Annotated in this window: 10 protein-coding genes; 2 read left to right on the forward strand and 8 right to left on the reverse strand. The window is 41.9% G+C overall.

Annotation, left to right across the window (positions count from 1 at the left end; translation table 11 throughout):
- Positions 1 to 34: 34 nt before the first annotated feature.
- Together CTN07_RS12490 and CTN07_RS12495 are read left to right on the forward strand one after the other, a co-directional pair.
- Positions 35 to 910, forward strand: a complete 876-nt coding sequence (locus tag CTN07_RS12490) for a LysR family transcriptional regulator (RefSeq protein ID WP_036763424.1) — start codon at positions 35 to 37, stop codon at positions 908 to 910.
- A 378-nt stretch (positions 911 to 1,288) separates the two neighbouring features.
- Positions 1,289 to 1,888, forward strand: coding sequence for a Yip1 family protein (locus CTN07_RS12495; protein ID WP_005298241.1), 600 nt, complete (start codon positions 1,289 to 1,291; stop codon positions 1,886 to 1,888).
- Between the two features lie 152 nt (positions 1,889 to 2,040).
- On the opposite strand, the gene purF is transcribed toward CTN07_RS12495, so the two are convergent.
- The 8 genes from purF to CTN07_RS12535 form a co-directional block, all read right to left on the reverse strand.
- Complete coding sequence (gene purF / locus CTN07_RS12500) at positions 2,041 to 3,558, reverse strand: amidophosphoribosyltransferase (protein ID WP_005298240.1); 1,518 nt, start codon at positions 3,556 to 3,558, stop codon at positions 2,041 to 2,043.
- A 69-nt stretch (positions 3,559 to 3,627) separates the two neighbouring features.
- The gene (locus tag CTN07_RS12505; protein WP_036763422.1) at positions 3,628 to 4,119 is read right to left on the reverse strand and encodes a CvpA family protein; all 492 of its coding nucleotides are present in this window, start codon (positions 4,117 to 4,119) and stop codon (positions 3,628 to 3,630) included.
- 64 nt (positions 4,120 to 4,183) lie between these two features.
- On the reverse strand, positions 4,184 to 4,852 hold the full coding sequence (gene dedD, locus CTN07_RS12510; protein WP_005298239.1) for a cell division protein DedD: 669 nt from the start codon (positions 4,850 to 4,852) through the stop codon (positions 4,184 to 4,186).
- A gap of 53 nt (positions 4,853 to 4,905) precedes the next feature.
- Positions 4,906 to 6,174 (reverse strand): bifunctional tetrahydrofolate synthase/dihydrofolate synthase, encoded by a 1,269-nt coding sequence (gene folC / locus CTN07_RS12515; RefSeq protein WP_005298238.1) that lies wholly within the window; start codon positions 6,172 to 6,174, stop codon positions 4,906 to 4,908.
- Between the two features lie 224 nt (positions 6,175 to 6,398).
- Entirely contained in the window at positions 6,399 to 7,331 is a 933-nt protein-coding gene (gene accD / locus CTN07_RS12520) for an acetyl-CoA carboxylase, carboxyltransferase subunit beta (RefSeq protein ID WP_005298236.1), read from the reverse strand.
- A 450-nt stretch (positions 7,332 to 7,781) separates the two neighbouring features.
- Positions 7,782 to 8,567 (reverse strand): tRNA pseudouridine(38-40) synthase TruA, encoded by a 786-nt coding sequence (truA, locus tag CTN07_RS12525; protein ID WP_005298234.1) that lies wholly within the window; start codon positions 8,565 to 8,567, stop codon positions 7,782 to 7,784.
- 172 nt (positions 8,568 to 8,739) lie between these two features.
- On the reverse strand, positions 8,740 to 10,272 hold the full coding sequence (locus CTN07_RS12530; RefSeq protein WP_005298232.1) for a PKD domain-containing protein: 1,533 nt from the start codon (positions 10,270 to 10,272) through the stop codon (positions 8,740 to 8,742).
- A gap of 281 nt (positions 10,273 to 10,553) precedes the next feature.
- Positions 10,554 to 14,546: a FimV/HubP family polar landmark protein gene (locus CTN07_RS12535; RefSeq protein ID WP_005298229.1), complete on the reverse strand. Its 3,993-nt coding sequence runs from the start codon at positions 14,544 to 14,546 to the stop codon at positions 10,554 to 10,556.
- Between the last annotated feature and the right edge of the window lie 132 nt (positions 14,547 to 14,678).

The raw sequence follows: 14,678 nt of genomic DNA on the forward strand, positions 1-14,678 counted from the left end.
TTCCCCATTATCAGTTTTCAGTATTGACGTTTATATGAAACTTGACGATCTAAACTTATTCCGCATGGTTGTGGAAAATGGCAGTTATACCGCTGCCTCACGCAAAACCCAGGTGCCAGTTGCCACACTGACGCGTCGAATTCAAGCACTGGAAGAATGCCTGAACATTCGTCTATTGAATCGTCACGCCCGTAAGCTTTCACTTACTGAAGCAGGTCATAAGTTTTATGATGACTGTGCTCCTTTATTGCAGCAGCTAGTTGATACTACTGAGCATATCAGTGAAGAGTGTAAAGGTGCCGCTGGTAAACTTCGCATTGCAGCGCCAAGTAACGTTACTAAAGTGATGTTACAACCTATGCTAAACCAATTTATGGTCGAGCATCCGGCAATTAGCATTCAACTTTATATGAGCAACGAACCCGATCAACTCGATCCAACTGATTGGGATGTTATCTTCCGCGTTGGTCCTCAACGTGACTCAACACTGATCGCTCGTCGTATCAATGAAGTAAAAGATATTCTGGTTGCAAGTCCTGAGTACTTAAAGAAAAACCCAGCACCGAAGCACGCTCAAGATCTGCACGAGCACTCATTGCTTAAAGGTAACCCTCTACTGCGCTGGCGTTTAACTAATCACAATGGCGAAACAGTTACAATTACTGAGCGCGGTCGTTTTGAAGCGAGTGAATTAAATGTCGTTCGCCGAGCTTGTTGTGCTGGCCTTGGTATCACTTTGATGCCGGATGTGATGTTAGAAAACTACATCGAATCAGGTGAAGTTGTTCGTATTCTAGAGAACTGGTCTGCAAACCCTCGTGATGTGTATCTGATTTATAACCACCGTGATTATCAACCAGAGAAACTACGTCTGTTTATCGACTTTGCCAGTCATTACTTTGATTTGTAAAGACGAGTAGCGAGTAGCGAGTAGCGAGTAGCGAGTAGCGAGTAGCGAGTAGCGAGTAGCGAGTAGCGAGTAGCGAGTAGCGAGTAGCGAGATTTTCGACATACTTAGTTTGATGTCAATATATTCATTCTCGAAGCTCGCTTACCCGAAAACTCAAAATCTCTAAACCTCGAAACTCGCAATCTCTTAATCTCTTAATCTCTTAATCTCTTAATCTCTTAATCTCGTAATCTCGTAATCTCGTAATCTCGTAATCTCGTAATCTCGTAATCTCGTCACCGATTCTTCCCTAATTTCCTTGCGCTTCATCACAAATCTAACTACACCTTAATATAAGCATCTCCATTCGTATTTACCTTTTTAATAGGGATTCTGCTTATGATTTGGGAACATGTCGTGGGTTTTTATCGCAACCCCATCCAAGAGTGGCATAGAGTAGATAAACATCATCAAAGCATATTTGTCAGCTTACTGCATATTGCTATTTTCGCTTTAATGCCCCCTGTGATGGCTTATTTATCAAGTGTCTATATTGGATGGGATGTTGGAATTGGCGAGCCAATATATTTAACCGCAACTAGCGCTTTAAATATGTCTTTGGCAATGTATTGCACATTGATTATGGGAGTTATCGCCCTCGCCTATTTGACCTATTGGATGAGTCATACTTTTGGTTCCAACCCAACTTACGCCCAAGCCCTTGAGTTAGCAGCATATACAGCAACCCCTATTTTTATGGCCAGCTTTGCAGCATTAATTCCACATGTTTGGTTTTTGATGTTAGTTGGGTTATGTGCCGTTGCTTACTCGGTGTACCTACTTTACATCGGCGTCCCAATTTTGATGCACATCCCTAAAGAACAAGGCTTTATTTACGCCAGTTCTATTGTAACGTCAGGTCTTGTGCTGTTGGTGAGTATTATTGCGAGTTCGGTGATTTTATGGAGTTATGGAATGGGGCCGGTGTTTGAGCATTAAGCGAGTAGCGAGTAGCGAGTAGCGAGTAGCGAGTAGCGAGTAGCGAGTAGCGAGTAGCGAAATTCTTAGACATATTCATTTTTATGTCAATACATTCATTCTACCCGCTTTTTCTCTAAACTCGCAATCTATTAGTCTCGTAATCTTCGAAACTACCCTTCGTTATACAACTCAAGGTTAGCGAGATCTTGCATCTTCTCTTGCTTACGTTTTGCCGTTTCAGAACGAAGTGCTTCAAGATGTTCTAGGTATGCTAAATCGACATCCCCTGTCACATAATTACCATCAAAAACAGAAGTCTCAAACAGTTTGATATCTGGATTACCTTGCGCGACTGCATCAACAAGATCGCTCAGATCTTGGAAGATTAGACCATCAGCTCCGATCATTTTGCAAATTTCGTCCACATCACGACCATGAGCAATCAACTCATGAGCAGATGGCATATCAATACCATACACATTCGGGAAGCGAACTTCAGGAGCCGCTGATGCGAGATAAACCTTACGAGCCCCAGCTTCACGAGCCATTTCTATAATCTGCTCAGAAGTAGTACCTCGTACAATAGAATCATCTACCAGCAATACACTTTTATCTTTAAACTCAGAGTTAATTGCATTGAGTTTACGACGCACAGATTTACGGCGCATTTGTTGCCCTGGCATGATAAAAGTACGACCAACATAGCGGTTTTTAACAAAGCCTTGGCGATACGGTTTATCCAATGTACGGGCAATTTCTAATGCTGAATCACACGATGTTTCCGGAATAGGAATCACAACATCGATATCAATATCGTCCCATTCACGTTTGATTTTTTCACCAAGTTTCGTCCCCATTAATACACGGGCGGCATAAACAGAGACTTTATCAATAAACGAATCTGGACGAGCAAAATAAACAAACTCAAACACACATGGGTTTAATGCTGGATTTTCAGCACATTGTTGAGTAAACAGCTCTCGTTTATCAAACGTAATGTAGATGGCCTCACCTGGGGCGACATCGCGCATAAAGGTAAAACCAACTGCATCTAACGCAACGGATTCTGATGCCACCATATATTCGGTAATGCCATTAATTTCGCGTTGGCCGATACACAAAGGACGAATGCCATTTGGATCACGAAAAGCAATCAGACCATGGCCAATCACCATAGCCACAACGGCGTAAGCACCTTTAACCGTACGATGAACATTACTTACTGCGGTAAAGATATCATTTGGTGTTAATGGATAAGAAGTGGCATTTTCCAATTCATAAGCAAGAACATTAAGAAGAATTTCAGAATCGGAGTTGGTATTGACGTGACGTTTAGCTTGTTCAAACAAAGAGGCGGTAATGGCATCGGCGTTAGTTAAATTGCCGTTATGAGCTAAAGAGATACCATAGGGAGAGTTAACATAAAACGGCTGAGCTTCTGAAGCATTAGAACTGCCAGCAGTTGGATAGCGCACATGGCCAATTCCGACCATTCCTTGTAAGCGCTGCATGTGCTTAACTTGGAACACATCTCGTACTAAGCCATTAGCCTTCCTCAGACGGAAACGATTGCTTTCTAAGGTAACAATACCAGCTGCATCTTGGCCACGGTGCTGTAACACAGTTAGCGCATCATAAATAGACTGGTTTACAGGAGTTTCCCCCACGATTCCGACAATACCACACATTTTGTTTAAATTCCTCGTCGTGCATTAAATATCAAGAACTTACACCTAAGTCCTTGATATGAACTAACATCATTTGATATTAGGTAAAAAGCTCGAAGTTTCCTTGAGGTATGAGAAGAACCATTCAATCACAACGCCAAACTGAGGGATCAACTGAGATTGTTTCCACCACTCAGAGCTCGAAAAGCTGGTAAAGGCGTCAAGAAAGAAGAGAACCGCTGACACAATCAGCACGCCTCGAATACCACCAAAGACAATCCCTAACACCCTATCTGTGCCAGACAGCCCAGTTTTCTGAACAAGCTGCCCAATCACATAGTTTACTATTGCCCCCACAATGAGAGTGGCAATAAATAATGCGGCAATCGCACTACCATTTCGCAATATCGTATCGTGAATATTAGTGAAATGACTCGCTAACTGTGGGTAGAAGTGACTCGCCACAAAAAACGCGCCAAACCAGATCACTAACGACAGTGCTTCTTTAACAAAACCACGGACTAAACTTATCAGAGCCGATAAGCCAATCACGCCAATAATTACATAATCAATCCAGATCATTTTTGATACTTTTCGTCTTGTTGATGCGTATTCTAACAGAAAAAATGAGAACGCAAACGTTTTCCTAAGGATTTAGTGGGTTAAATTTGAACACTCGACCTTTTAATCCCGTAATCTTTTGTAACTGTCCAATTTGCCCTGTCAGCTTATCTTTTGACGTTTCAGGACCAACAATAACTCGAACATATTGACCAGATTTTGGATTTTTTGGTGACAAGTGAGCTTGATAACCAACCGCTTGAAGTTTTTCAACTAAGGCTTGAGCATTAGAAACATTACTAAACACGCCTAACTGAATAGCCCATGAACCACTGGTTGTTGCTGCCGGTTTTTCTGGCTTAGGCTGCGGTTTCACAACAGGCTTTGGCTCAGGCTTGGGTTGTGGTTTTGGTTCAGGCTTCACTACTGGTTTTGGCTCAGGTTTAGATTGAGGCTTAACCGCAACAACTGGAGTCGTATCCGTAGTGCTTAAATCTGCATTTTGCTTATGCTCAGATTGCGAATGATCTATTGTCACCTCAGCCGGATCTTCAGGCAACGCGACTTGCTCCTCCGTAGGATCTGGAACTGTCGTATACTTTTCATCTTCGCCCGCTTTTGGCTGCAACGGTATACTTGCGAACTCTTCTTTATAATGCTCTTTCTGCCCATCAAAAATATCAGGCAGAACAACAACCCCTACGGAGACTAAAATTACGGTTCCGATCAGGCGATTTTGAAACTTACTCGCCACGTACACTCCTATTTATCAACGCAACAGGGCTCAAATCAATCGAGCCCTAAACTTTAATTTTTTAAGTAATCTGATATCTGCCCTACAGTGTAAAACGAGCCAAATACGATTACCATCTCATCAACATCAACTTGTGTAAGAGCTTGGTTAAATGCTTCTATTGGCTTATTAAACATCTGACAAGGCACGCTAAGGTGAGCCACAATTTCATCGGCTTTAGCGGCACGAGGGCCTTCTAATGACGCAGGATACCAACAATCGACCACATCTTGCATTTCAGCGATAGTTGAAGCAATGTCTTTGTCATGCAGCATAGCAACAACCGCATGAACTTTATTTATCCCTTCTCGCTGCTTTAGCTTAGTCAACTGATTAGCAAAATAATTCGCTGAATGCGGGTTATGAGCCACATCCATAATAATTAGCGGTTGCTCTTGTACTCGCTCCATACGTCCAGGCAAAGATGCAACCTTTAGACCTACGACAATATGCTCATCGGTGATCTTTAATTCAGAAGCACCTAGAGCCATCAAAGCAGTTGCAGCATTTGGCAAAGGCAACGATGGGATTGGCAGATCGACTAAATCAAATGCCCCACTATGCCAACTCCAAGTTTGAACCTCTTCATCAACTTTATAATCGAATTGATAACCCACTTGAAACAGCTCAGCACCAATATCATCAGCATGAGCAGCAACGGTTGCCGGTGGATGTGGTTGTCCACAAATAGCCGGTTTGTTGGTTCGGAAAATCCCCGCTTTCTCATAACCAATCACATTAATGTCATCACCGAGCCAATCAACATGATCGATAGCTAAACTGGTAATAACCGTTACATCGTGATCCACAATATTCGTTGCATCCAATCGGCCACCTAATCCCACTTCAAGTACAACCACATCCACCTGATGCTGTTTAAATAATGTAAGAGCCGATAAGGTACCAAATTCAAATAAACTTAAACTGATCTCACCACGCTGCTGCTCAACAGAAGCAAATGCTTGGCTATGTTCACTATCATCGAGCTCTTTACCGTTAATTCGCACACGTTCATTGTAACGAATCAAATGGGGAGAGCTGTAAACACCAACCGAATAACCCGCTTGCATCAGAATGGATTCCAACATGGCACAAGTAGAACCTTTACCGTTGGTACCTGCTACCGTGATAACCGTGGGAGCGGGTTTAGTGAGTTTTGCTTTTTGTGCGACGGCTTGGACGCGATCTAGCCCTAAATCTATGGCACTGGTATGAAGTTGTTCAAGGTAAGTCAACCAAGTGGCAAGTGGTGCCATGGCTGATGGAGCAGTCAATCCTGACATGGAAGTATCAATCACTTGTAAGTACTAAATATGGGTTAATTTAGCATAAGTGGGGATGTGGGGCGAGTAACGGTTGAATGTCATTGTCATCCCGGAAGTGAGGAACGAACTATCCGGGATCTCGACAAGTAAGCACACAAGCATAAGGTTTATTCACCATTGCGTTAGGCTTCATGAGATCCCCTATCTCGTTCGTTGCACTCACTGTAGGGGATGACACATTATTAATATGCAGTCTGCTCATCTTCCTTAATAACCGCCTCTTCTTCAGCAGTTAATTCAGGTTGATGGTTCTGCGAATCAAGGGCAGGCTGATTTGTCAGTTTTGCTACTAGACCAGCCACACGCTCACGCATTTCACGACGATCAACGATCATATCAATTGCGCCGTGCTCAAGCAGAAATTCACTGCGTTGGAACCCTTCAGGCAGCTTTTCACGTACCGTTTGCTCAATAACGCGCTGACCGGCAAAACCAATTAATGCCTTAGGCTCACCAATATTGATATCACCTAGCATAGCCAAAGAAGCCGATACGCCACCCATGGTTGGATCTGTTAGAACCGAAATGAACGGCAAACCTTTTGCAGATAAACGCTCAAGAGCTGCGCTGGTTTTCGCCATTTGCATTAGAGACATTAACGCCTCTTGCATACGGGCACCGCCACTTGCAGAGAAACAAATTAGTGCGCAGTTATTAGCAATGGCTTCATCGACCGCACGTACAAATTTAGCGCCTACAACCGAACCCATTGAACCGCCCATAAAAGAGAATTCAAATGCACTCGCAACAATCGGCAAATTGTGAACTGTACCTTTCATAACAATCAGAGCGTCTTTCTCACCACTGTTCTTTTGGGCTGCAGATAGACGATCCTTGTATTTTTTTGAATCACGGAATTTTAGCTTATCCATAGGCTCAAGTTCAGCGGCGATCTCAACTTGACTTTCTGCGTCTAAAAATGTTTCTAGACGACGACGCGCTTTCATACGCATATGGTGGTTACATTTAGGACATACTTCTAGGTTACGCTCTAGATCCGCGTGATACAGTACTTGCTCACAAGAGGTACATTTCGTCCAGACGCCTTCAGGAATTGAAGCTTTGCGTGATGTAACTATGTTGCTTTTCGTTAGAATTTTTTCAAGCCAGCTCATGAATGACCTTTTCTCTGGTTTCCCCCGCTCATTCAAGCCGGAGAGATAAATTACGCATTTATTGGAGTTAGATTAAAACATAAAGTTGCAGCTGTGTAGATAAAAAACTGGTATTACCTTCGCAAGGCAAAGAAACAAGGAAGAGCGGGAAAAAAGGGGAAGGGCTAAAAGATCAGGAAAATAAAGTACTGGATTTTAGCCAGTAAAGTTGGTTCTAGCTCTTCCTAGTCCCCCTTTTTTCCCGCTCTTTCCCATTTACCTTCTCTTCATTCTTTTCCGGCTCTTCCTATTGCCCTCTTTCTCTTTTCTTCCCGCACTTCCTAAAACCGTCTGTTTCTGCTCTTCCTAAAATCCTTATTTTCCTGCTCTTCCCTATTTTCCTTCTTTTCCCTATTTCCCCACTCTTCCCTATTTACCTTCTTTGCCTGTCCTTCCTTGTTCCTAACTATTTCAATCCGCTAAAAATAAAGGTCCCAGCGGCACTCGAGGTAAATTAAATTCTTGCGGGTAATCAACATCAACCAAATAGAGGCCTTCAGCTTTGGCAGTCGCTCCTGCTAATGTGCGATCTTTTTGCTCCAACAACCACTTAATCCATTCAGGTTTTTCTTCGCCTCGACCAACTTTAATTAAGCTACCCGTGATATTTCGTACCATATGGTGAACAAAAGCATTTGCTTTAATATCAATGATGACATAGTTACCTTGGCGCGAAACATTCAGATGCATCAAATTACGCCATGGGCTACGTGATTGACAATGTACCGCACGAAAAGAGGTAAAGTCATTTTCACCAAGCAGGTATTGTCCAGCTTCGTGCATTTTTTTCTCATCGAGATCACCGTGATAGTGACTCACCCCCGAGCTTAAAATGGCAGGACGTAAAGCGTGATTGTAAATAACATAACGATAACGACGAGCAGTAGCGGTAAAACGAGCATGGAAATCATCACTAACTTCTGCCGCCCAACGCACAGCAATATCACTAGGTAGATGTGCATTAACACCCATGGTCCAAGCTGCCATTTTGCGATTTACATTGACATCAAAATGCACAACTTGCCCAGTACCATGAACGCCCGCATCAGTACGACCAGCACAAAACACATCTACTGGTTCATTGGCAATTTTAGCCAAGGCTTTTTCTAAACGTTCTTGAACACTATCTACTTCACGTTGACGCTGCCAACCGAAATATTTAGCACCATCGTACTCGATACCTAACGCAATACGCATAATGACACTTACACTCTTTTCTAACAAAAAATGGGCGAAATCTTCGCTTAATGGGTGAGATTATAGGGGAATTGAAGATTAGGGGCTAGAGGGGTATTAGGCCCTTATCAGGAAGCTAAGGGCCTATTTCAGTCAATCTAAGAAATGTGTCTTTGATTTAAATAATAATAAGTTACTTATCAATACACACACCACTGGAACAATCTGGTAGATCAGCCCAGAACAGAACATCTTTTTCTTTAACAATACCCAACGTTAGCATCACTTGTACTAATGGTGATTTAAGAGCCTCTTCACGATCAGTAATAGTGTCAGATGAAGTAAATACAATAAAATTAACTTTATCGGCAGGAATTGTGAAGTACAGAGAGCTCGCAATACCAGCTACTGTATCAGGCAACATATCCGTCATCATCAAGACCTCAAATGAAATCTTGGCTGGAATATTGATCATATCAGGGAAGCTTCCAAGAATGATGTCGTTAATAACGCCACCAGCAGGATGCCCCTTGAAAAATAGATCGTAGTCTTTACCTAAATAATAAGGGCTAGTTTCATTGATCGCATTATTAATCACATTTACTTGTTGCTGAGCATAATACTCTTTCGTTTCCCCCCCAGCCCAAGTTGTTGTGCCGGTAAAAATAAAGTTTGGTAGTGGGGATTGTGAATATTGTTGTTGCAATTGCTCTTTATCAAAACCCACAATATCTAAAAATAGTGTTTGCTGAGAATCAGATAATTTAGCAAATTCATCCCATGGCATTTGCTTTGCGGAAGAGCCTAAATAATCACGTAAATCATGTAGGTTTGCTTCAACGTCAAGGTAATCTTCGCGCAAAAAGTAATAATCAGTGTCATATAATTTATGCCAGTTATAACGATTTCCCATTCCTTTTGGTGCATCCGGAGATGTTCCTGCTAAATAATTAGCAAGAAGCGATACTTCACCTTCTAATGTTTCTATCTTATTTGGTGTATCTTTCCATTGATATAAACTTACATATTCAGAAGAACCATCATCATACAAACTAATATGAGAAATTTTCACCTTCTCGTTATTATATAAAGGTTGAATAATAGGTGGTAAATTATTAAAAACATGAGCTGTATTTGTATAGAACTCTATATTCAATCGATTTTTGCTCTGAGCATACTCATCAATCGCTGCCACCATTTCTGGTGAGGTATTATTGCCTTTTAATGGATAAGTATGAATGTTTAACTTATTGGCATTATCAGCATCAACAGTTACACGCTTCCAAGAGACAAAACGTTGATTACTTGGGTATTCATCTTTTGCTTGAATAATGTGGATAAGCTGCTGTAGCGATGGTAAGGATGCATGATCGATGTAAACTTCTAGCGTAGGTGCAACAACAGTTAATGTTGTATTTGTGATATACCTATGATCGCCTGTAATACCTTTAAAAGTAAAACAATACTTTTCATCTTGCTTTAACTCTGGAGCAACAAAATCAAAAGATATCGCTTGCTTGTCACTTTCATTCAAGATAGGTGTGCCACATGTTTGCTCCCAAGAATGAGATAAAAAAGAGCTAGGAGCATCAATCGGTGTCAGTTGGTAAGTTTCTGTTTCTACTACATCTGCAGAATTAGAGCTTACCGTTTCTTTCAAGCTGGTATTGTCACTATTACACGCTGAAAGAATAAAAATAGATAGAACTGTCAGTATTTTCTTCATATTAAGCACATTCACATAAAAAATTCTTAGTAGTATATTGCCTCATCTATTTAAGATGATGTTTACATTTGCTTTTTGTGAGATATATCTCATTTGATTTCAGGTTCAATACCAGCATAAAAATATCAATTGAAAAATTATTATTTACAAACTGTTATACCAATAAGTAATAAATAATGAAGATCATTAAAAGTGCGTACTATGCCACACCAGCCTTATGATGACATAGCACGCTTTAAGAGACTCAATCGTTTACGCCTTAAAACAGAACATTTGAAAAATTAGTTATTCAATAACTTCTCAGCTTCCGCTTTCACAGCCCCATCCGCTTTTGCCGTTACCTCTTCAAGTAATTCAATCGCCCCTTCCTTATCATTCATTTCAAGATAAGCTTTGGCGAGATCCAATTTACTTGCTAGCTCTGAATGATCATCCACGTCGGTATGAGCAATATTGGTTAACACGTCGGGAAATTCATCTAAGCCCACATCCAATTTTAAGGGTTGAGCATCTAACTCTTGAGCTAAGGCACTACCATCACCTTGTGTTTCTTTCATTAACTCATCAATGCTAATAAAAGAGTGCGGCTTAGAGTCCTGTGCAACAGAAATTAATTCACTGCCAGCCTCAGGCAAAGTTAACTCTTCTGCTTGCTGAAAAGCTTTATACGCCCCTTTTTCCTGAGCAGGTTCTAATTCATGTTCAATCGACTCAATAACAGAATCAATATCATCTTTAGCTAGACTTGGCTGCTGGCTCCAATCTTCATTTTCTAAGCTAGGGTCTTGAGAGACTTGGTGCCATAACGCTTGCTCATCAGAATCAAGATCGTCATCATCTTGAGTATCGTTATGTACATGAGCTAATAAACCATCCCGTTCAGCATCTGCTAACCCTAAATCGGGATCGGTCAGTAATGCCGCCATGTCCAATCCGGCGGACTCAACAAGCTCATGATCAAATTCTGATGGTAGCGGTTGTGCTGAGTTTGCTACATAATCATCTTGAATTGGATGTGGAGGACGCTGAGTCGAAAAGCCCTTTTCACGCTCGTATTGCTCTAATTCATACTGCTCTTCAAATGAGGCCTGTAGCGCTTCATCTTCATTAAACTCAGGCAATGAGGCCGGATCATAATGGGCAAAGTCGTAATCTTTTTTCTTATGCTCATCAAATGCTGACGGTTCAGATGAAGGCTCAGATGAAACATCGGTCATTGAAGGCTCGGAGATACTCTCTTTGGTTATCTCTTCACTAGATGTCAACTCTTGAGGTGGTGTCTCTTTAGATTCAGAGAGCTTAGTATCAATCGTATCAAGTAACTCAGGAGCCTGCTGATAACGCTCCGAGGCTTCAACCGCTTCTTGTAATTGACGAACAACATTATCCAGTGCTCGTTGTTGATCTTCGTCTGACAGCGCTAGCTCTTCATCAAGTAAGCTTTCTGCTTCAGGATCATTTAGCGCGCTTTGCTCATCAAACTCAGGCAGATCATCAAGCTCAAACGCTTCAATATGTGATTCTGACTGCGCTTTTGTCTCCGGCATTGCATGACTATTAGGCTCTCTCTCATCAAATTCATCTAACGCTGCCTGCTCATCAAAAATAGGAAATTCATCGATAGCTTGCGCTAAACTTTGCTTTTCTTCCGCTTCTTGACGATCAAGTTCGCGCTCTAACTCTTCAACGGTTAAAGGCTTAGCTTCTGGTGCCAAATAATCGTGCGGTGATGATTCCTGAGCCTCATCCGCTAAGGTATGTTGCTCTAATTCTTGGTCTAGAAATTGGTCTAAAATATCATCAATATCTTCTTCAGCGACTTGAGTCTGTAACGGCTCAATCTCCTGAGACTGTTCTACTGTAGCATCGATTGCCTTAGTTGGCTTTTCACCCCAGTCATCCACTAGTTCATCAAGTAGAGCCGTACTGTTTTCTTCGAGATCTAATGGTTGTTCTAAAACAATCTCATCGTCCTCATCGGGGATCAACTCATCAAGCAGTTGAACGGAATTTTCATCCAAGTCGATATCGAGATCCGCACCTAAAAGATCGTCTTCGTCTGTTACGAGTTCATCCAATAATTGAGTGCTACTCTCTGAGATTTCGGTCTCAACTTCAGGTATTGTTTGTGATTCTGCACTAATATTCGATGTAGGATTAGCACTCTCTTCAACCAACTCTTTGCTGCTGATATCCAACTCGTCTATTGTTTTTTGAACTGAATCTTCAACAGTCGGTGATGTAAACGGTTCTTGCTCTAATTGTGGTTCTAAAGAAGCCTTCTCATTAGATATAACATCAGATGCTGCTTCAGAAGTTACTGGTTCTTCTAGTTGGCTATCAATATCAACCAGCAGATCATCTAACATAGATTGATCAAGAAGCTCTTGTTCTGATTTTGGCTCTAACGGTTCAAAGCTTTCATCAAGACCTTCCGCTAAATCAAAATCATCGCTATCAACATCAACTTTTTCTTGCTGTAACGAACGTTCCCATTGAGCAGCCAAATCTTCATCAGAATGAGACGTATCCATTTGATCAATAGCACGCTCCATCTCTTCTAGACCTAGTGCCGCTTCTTCACCATTAACGGAAACCGATTTAGACGACATATCCACATCGAAATCATCGTTAATATCAAAATCATCCAAAAAGAAATTCGGCCCAGGTGCTGGATCTGATTGTGATGTTTCAGATTCAGATGGCTTTGACTCAGAGAGCTTTGCTTCCGATAGCTCCGATTCAGATAGTCCTGTCTTTTCACTCTGTTTTAAATCACGATCTAAACTTTGCTCTAGCTTGTCATTACTATCAGCAAACAGATCGTCGTCAAACAGAAGATCATCTAATTCGTCTAGCTTATCTTCAGAGTCCAAATTAGGTTCAGAAGATGACGCATCATCAATAAGCGGTAGTTGCGAGTTCTTTTCCGCTTGTTCTTCTTGCTCTTCTTTCTTGCCGCGTCGATATAAGAAGAACGCCAATAAACCCGCTAACAATCCGCCAGGAATCAAACCTGCGGCAATCAAAGCAGTAGGATTATCAGCTAATTGATTGAGCCAAGAGGTTTTATCTTCTTCTGGTACTGCTTGTTCTTGTTGGCGCTGTTGACGGATAAAATTAATCACTTCATTGCGAAATTCATCATCATCGCCCACTTGCTCACGTAAAGATGCCATCTCTTGTTGCATCTCAGCCAAACGAACTTTCAGCATATGATTACTTTCAATCAGCTGAGTCAGTTGTTCATCAGAGGCATTAAGAGGATTGGAAACATCTTGCGGTAATGATGCTGCTGCATTAGCACTGACATCTTGTGGTTTAGGTGGAATCGCACCATCACGTTGCACCGAGGCCGTATTAGATTGACTCGATACCGTATTAGCTCCAGTGTTATCGCCCTCTGTTGCCGAAGATGTCACCTGGGCAGGAGCAGACGTAATAGCTTTAGACTGCTCAGTATTTACCTTAGTTGCAGAAGATTGTTCCGTAATCGGTTCGCCAGTATCGACCGCCATTGGCCCTAATACGGTCGCAGTAGCAACAGTTGCAAGCGCGGCTTTGGTTGCAGATGGAGAGACCTTATTGGCCGGTACTGTAGGTTTTGCCGGAATTGTAAAATGGTCAGCACTTTCAACAGTCGTCGATGTTGATTTAGCAGGATTTACAGCCGGCTTAATTTGCGGTTTGGGTTGCGCTTTTGTTTGCGAGCGGGTTTGAGATGCAGGCACAGCGTGTTTTACAGGGGCTTTTTTTACCACAGTTTTTTTAGCGCTTGGCTTACTAGTCGTTTTTCTATTTTTAGAGGCGTAAGGTTCGCGTAATTTATCTTGTTCAAGCACGCGCCTAACAAGCTGAGTATCTTCGCGCTTAACTTGAGCAAGCGTTGGCATCACTAAGTAACTGCCAGGTATCAAACCATGAATATTATTATTTTCAAACGCTTGGGGGTTGATATGTTTAATGGCACCAATCACCTGATACACCGAAACTGAGTTATTTGGTCGGTGGCGCGAGGCAATTGACCATAACGTTTCCTTTGCGCTTGTCGGTCCATAACGGCGCATATTGGTATACGGTTTATTCGGTGTTTTCACATAATCGAACGATGACGATCGCATCTGTTCGCTGTGTTGTACCCACGCATTAGGATCTTCGTTTTCTGGACCAACGATACGTACAGTATTCGCGTATGCTGGTGCAATACCACCAAATGCGGTAGCTAATGCAACGGGAAGTAAAATTCGTTTAAGTGCTTGCGATAATTCGGACACTGCCTGCTATCCTCTCTGGCAGAGATTGACGACGACTAGTTCCATTCTAACAGCCCTTAAGTCATTGTTGTCATTATTTTGTTTTATTTTGTCGGCAGGAAGGGGAAAAACTTTAGGGGCTAGGGGCTAGGG

Origin of the sequence: Photobacterium damselae, assembly GCF_003026815.1 — a bacterium.
GTDB lineage: Bacteria > Pseudomonadota > Gammaproteobacteria > Enterobacterales > Vibrionaceae > Photobacterium > Photobacterium damselae.

What these genes read in the sequence shown, in the direction of transcription:
- CTN07_RS12495 (WP_005298241.1), top strand. Translation starts at nt 1,289, where the DNA reads ATGATTTGGGAACATGTCGTGGGTTTTTATCGCAACCCCATCCAAGAG.
- accD (WP_005298236.1), bottom strand. Translation starts at nt 7,331, where the DNA reads ATGAGCTGGCTTGAAAAAATTCTAACGAAAAGCAACATAGTTACATCA.
- purF (WP_005298240.1), bottom strand. Translation starts at nt 3,558, where the DNA reads ATGTGTGGTATTGTCGGAATCGTGGGGGAAACTCCTGTAAACCAGTCT.
- CTN07_RS12505 (WP_036763422.1), bottom strand. Translation starts at nt 4,119, where the DNA reads ATGATCTGGATTGATTATGTAATTATTGGCGTGATTGGCTTATCGGCT.
- CTN07_RS12530 (WP_005298232.1), bottom strand. Translation starts at nt 10,272, where the DNA reads ATGAAGAAAATACTGACAGTTCTATCTATTTTTATTCTTTCAGCGTGT.
- CTN07_RS12490 (WP_036763424.1), top strand. Translation starts at nt 35, where the DNA reads ATGAAACTTGACGATCTAAACTTATTCCGCATGGTTGTGGAAAATGGC.
- folC (WP_005298238.1), bottom strand. Translation starts at nt 6,174, where the DNA reads ATGTCAGGATTGACTGCTCCATCAGCCATGGCACCACTTGCCACTTGG.
- truA (WP_005298234.1), bottom strand. Translation starts at nt 8,567, where the DNA reads ATGCGTATTGCGTTAGGTATCGAGTACGATGGTGCTAAATATTTCGGT.